Annotated in this window: 1 protein-coding gene; it reads left to right on the top strand. The window is 67.0% G+C overall.

What is annotated here, in order from left to right:
* Positions 1 to 4970: non-ribosomal peptide synthetase (locus NS4_RS30895; RefSeq protein ID WP_169811842.1), on the top strand; the 4970-nt coding region annotated here is incomplete at both ends.

Genomic DNA, 4970 nt, shown 5'->3' on the forward strand with positions numbered 1-4970 from the left:
AAGATGCTCAACACGACTGTGCCGGTGCGGATGCTGTTCGAGGCACCGACGGTGGCGGCATTGGCGGTGCGCGTCGATGCCCATCATGAGGAGGCCACCCGGCTGCCGCTGGAACCGCAACCGCGGCCCAGGCAGGTGCTGCCGACGGGTGAGGTCGTGGAGCGGGTGCCGCTTTCGCTTGCCCAGCAACGCCTCTGGTACATCAACCAGTTCGATCCCACGATCCCGGCCTACAACGTGCCGTTCGTGATCCGTATGCACGGCCGTGTGGACCTGACGGCGCTGCGGGCCGCTCTACACGATGTCATGGCACGCCAGCAGTCGCTGCGGACCATCTACCCCGAATCCGAGGACGGCGGCTACCAGCTGGTGTTGCCGATCGAGGAGCTCGATACGGACACTCCGGTCGAGTCGATCGATGTGCAGGATCTGCCGGCCGCGCTGGCCGAATTCGCGGCCATCGGTTTCGATGTGACCCACGAACTGCCGTTCCGCTGGCGGGTTTACGAGGTTTCGGGTGGTCGCGCCAACGGCAACCCGGAGTACGCCGTCGCCTTCGTGCTGCACCATATCGCCGCCGACGGCTGGTCGATGGGACCGTTGTCGCGCGAATTCGCGGCCGCGTATCTGGCGCGGGCGGCAGGCTCGGTCCCGGAACTGCCACCCCTTCCGGTGCAGTACCTGGACTACAGCATCTGGCAGCGCGAGATGCTCGGTGCGGAATCGGATCCCGAATCCATCGCCGCCCGCCAGATCGCCTTTCACCGGGAACAGCTGGCGGGCCTGCCCGACCAGTTGGGACTGCCCACCGACCGGCCGCGGCCCCCGATGCAGAGTTTCCGCGGCGCTCGGGTTTCGCTCGATATCGATGCCGGGATGCACGCTCGGCTGGACGCCCTGGCCCGGGAACAGGGCGCCACCCTGTTCATGGTGTTGCACGCGTCGCTGGCGGTGCTGCTGGCCCGGCTGTCGGGCAGCACCGATATCGGTGTGGGCACACCGGTCGCCGGTCGCGGTGAGGCCGCCCTCGACGACCTGATCGGTATGTTCGTCAACACCCTCGTGTTGCGCTCTGAGGTGGACGGCGCACAGACGTTCACCGAGTTGCTGGCCGATACCCGTAAACGGGACCTCGCGGCGTTCGCCAACGCGGATGTGCCGTTCGAACGGATCGCGGAACTGGTGAACCCGTCGCGTTCACAGGCCGCGCATCCGCTGGTGCAGGTGATGCTCTCGTTCCAGGAGCTCTCGCACGCTGCCCTGGAGATCCCCGGACTCTCGGTCAGCGCGGCCGAGATCGAACTCGATATCGCCAAATTCGACCTGGTCTGGACAGTCACCGAGAAGCGCGGTACCCACGGTGAGCCGACCGGTATGGATCTGGTGCTCTCCTATGCCACCGATCTGTTCGACGAGTCCACCGTCCGATCGTTCGTGACGCGCTGGCAGCGCCTGCTGTCCGTGATCGTCACCGAGCCGCAGACCCGGCTCGAGCGGATCGAGATCATGGATGATGCCGAGCGTGCCGAGCTCACCACCCGCAGCGGCGGCCCGGCCGAGACACCTCGGACACTGCCGGAGCTACTGAGTGCCGCGGCGCACACCGATCCCGACGGGATCGCGGTGATCGCCGACTACGAGTCCCACACCTACGCCGAACTCGACACCGCGTCCAACCAGCTGGCCCGGGTCCTCATCGAGCGGGGCGCCGGTCCGGAGCTCACGATCGCCCTGGCGCTGAGCCGCTCGTGGCGTTACCAGCTGGTCCTGTGGGCCATCGCCAAATCCGGTGCCGTCCTGGTACCCATCGACCCCACCTATCCGGCCGACCGGATCACCCATATGGTCACCGATTCCGGCGTGGCCCTGGGTATTACCGAAGAAGCCGAACTTCCCGATCTGCCCGAGTTGGCCGGCGGCTGGATCGACCTGGACGATCCGGAATTCGCCGCCGAGATCATGGCCAGTTCGGCGGCGCCGATCACCGACGCCGATCGGCGCGCACCGCTGCGTACCGCGAATACGGCGTACATGATCTACACCTCGGGATCGACCGGTGTACCGAAGGGCGTCGCGGTCACCCACGCGGGTCTGCACAACTTCAGCACCGAACAGGTACAGCGTTTCGGCCTGGACTCGTCCACCCGGGCACTGGCCTTCGCCTCCCCGTCGTTCGACGCCTCGATACTCGAACTGCTGCTGGCCGTCGGCGCCGGCGGCGCCCTGGTCATCGTGCCGCAGATGATGTTCGGCGGTGCGGAACTGGCCGACCTCATCGAGACCACGGGGGTCACCCACGCCTTCCTGACCCCGTCGGTGCTCGCCTCACTCGATCTCGACGCGATGTCGGACGTACGTGTCGTCATCACCGGCGGCGAGGCGGTCCAGCCGGAACTGGCCGCCCGCTGGGCGGCGACCTCGGACCGCTCCCTGTTCAATGCCTACGGCCCCACCGAGGCCACCGTCGCCACCAACATCAGTGAACGCCTGCGCCCCGGCGACCCGGTCACCATCGGTGGTCCGGTGCGCGGTATGCGGGCGTTGGTGCTGGACGGACGGTTGAACCCGGTCCCGGAGGGTGTCACCGGAGAACTGTATGTCGGCGGTATCCAGCTGGCCCGTGGCTACCACGCCCGGCCCGCGCTGACCGCCGGTCGATTCGTCGCCGACCCGTACGGCGAGCCCGGCGCCCGGCTGTACCGCACCGGCGACGTGGTGCGCTGGCGGCGTGACCGGGCCGGCTCGCTGGTCGTGGAATACGTGGGCCGCAATGACTTCCAGGTGAAGGTGCGCGGGTTCCGGATCGAGCTCGGTGAGATCGATTCCGCGCTCACCTCGTACGACACCGTCGACTTCGCGGTCACGGTCGGGCACGAGAATGTCTCCGGCGCGATGTCGCTGGTGTCCTATGTCGTCGCCGCACCCGGAGAGTCGGTCGATACCTCCGAGCTGGCGGCGCACGTCCAGGAGCGGCTACCCGCCTACATGGTGCCCTCGTCGATCATGGTGCTCGACGAGATCCCGCTGACCCCGGCCGGGAAACTGGATCGCCGGGCGCTGCCGGCGCCGCAGTTCCAGTCGCATACCTTCCGGGCCCCGGTCACCCCTATCGAGGAGATCGTGGCCGGGATCTTCGCCGAGGTGCTCGGCGTCGAACGGGTCGGTATCGACGACGATTTCTTCGAGCTGGGCGGTAACTCGCTGATCGCGACCCAGGTCGCCGCGCGGCTCGGCGCCGCGCTCGATACCCGTGTCCCGGTGCGTACCCTGTTCGAGGCCTCGACGGTCATGGCGCTGGCCACGCGGATCGAGTCGCATGTCGGTGAGGGGGCGCGTCAGGCGCTGGTGGCGCGCAGTCGGCAGGAGGAGATTCCGCTGTCGCTGGCGCAGCAGCGGATGTGGTTCCTCAACCGGTACGACACCGAATCGGCGGTCAACAACATCCCGATCGCGATCCGGATGTCCGGTGACCTCGACGTGGCCGCCCTGCAGGTGGCCTTCATCGACGTGATCGACCGGCACGAATCCCTGCGGACCGTGTTCCCGGATACCGGCCGCGCACCCGTCCAGGTGATCCTGGACGCCGCCCAGGTGGTTCCGGATCTGACTCCGTTCCGGATCCGCGAGGACAAGCTGATCGATCATCTGATCGATCTGGCGACGATGGCCTTCGACGTCACCGTCGAGGTGCCGCTGCACGCCCGGCTCTTCGAGATCGACGAGACCGAATACGTCCTCGGTATGGTGGTCCACCACATCTCCGCCGATGGATGGTCGATGGGGCCGTTGGCCCGAGACGTGATGGCCGCTTACGCGGCCCGCATCAGCTGGGAGCCCCCGGCGTGGGTGAACCTTCCGGTGCAATATGCGGACTACGCGTTGTGGCAGCGCGAAGTGCTGGGTTCGGAGGACGATCCGGATTCGCTGATCTCCGGTCAGGTCCGGTACTGGAAACAGGAACTGGCCGGGCTGCCCGACGAACTGGTATTGCCCGCCGACCGGCCGCGACCGGCGGTGTCCTCCTTCCAGGGTGGCGTCCATTCCTTCGTGATCGGCCCGGAGCTCCGGCGCCGGGTGGTAGAACTGGGCCGTCGGCACAATGCTTCGCCGTTCATGGTCGTGCACAGCGCGCTGGCCGTCTTGCTGGCGAGAATGACCGGGGAATCCGATATCGCTGTCGGTACCCCGGTGGCAGGCCGTGGTGACGCCGCGCTGGAGAACCTGGTCGGCATGTTCGTCAACACCCTGGTGCTGCGAACCCGGATCCGCAGCGGGATGACTTTCGCCGAACTGCTGGCCGAGGTCCGCAATACCGATCTGCAGGCGTTCGCGCACGCGGATGTGCCCTTCGAACGTCTGGTGGAGGTGCTGAATCCGGCACGTTCGCAGGCGCGGCATCCGATCTTCCAGGTCGCGTTGTCCTTCGAGAACCTGCCGGACCGCCACTTCGAATTGCCGGACCTTCGGGTGGCTCCGGTCGATTTCGAGACAGGCCTGGAAAAGTTCGATCTCTCGCTCAATCTCCGTGGCATGGGCGAAGATTCCGACGCCGGTATGCTCGCCGAGCTTTCGTACTCCCGAGATCTGTTCGATCACGCGACGGTGGAAGGCTTCGCGGATCGGTTCGCGCGGTTGCTGCGCGAGGTCGTCGAGGCGCCGGGGACCGCTGTCGGTGATCTGGAGATTTTGGCGCCGGTCGAGCGCACCCGGGTGTTGGCGGAGTGGAACGCGACCGCGCATGCGCTGCCGGCCGGACTGTTGCTGGACCGGTTCAACGCGGCTGCTGCCGCGCACCCGGATCGAGTGGCGATCTCGTTCGAGGGGACGAGTCTGTCCTATGGCGAGTTCGCGGGCCGGGTGAACCGGCTCGCGCGTCACCTGATCGCCCAGGGTGTCGGGCCGGAAACCCTTGTCGGGTTGCTGGTTTCCCGGTCGCTGGATCTCGTGGTCGGTATGTATGCGGTGGTCGC

Origin of the sequence: Nocardia sienata NBRC 100364 (genome assembly GCF_001613205.1) — a bacterium.
GTDB classification, from domain to species: Bacteria; Actinomycetota; Actinomycetes; order Mycobacteriales; family Mycobacteriaceae; genus Nocardia; species Nocardia sienata.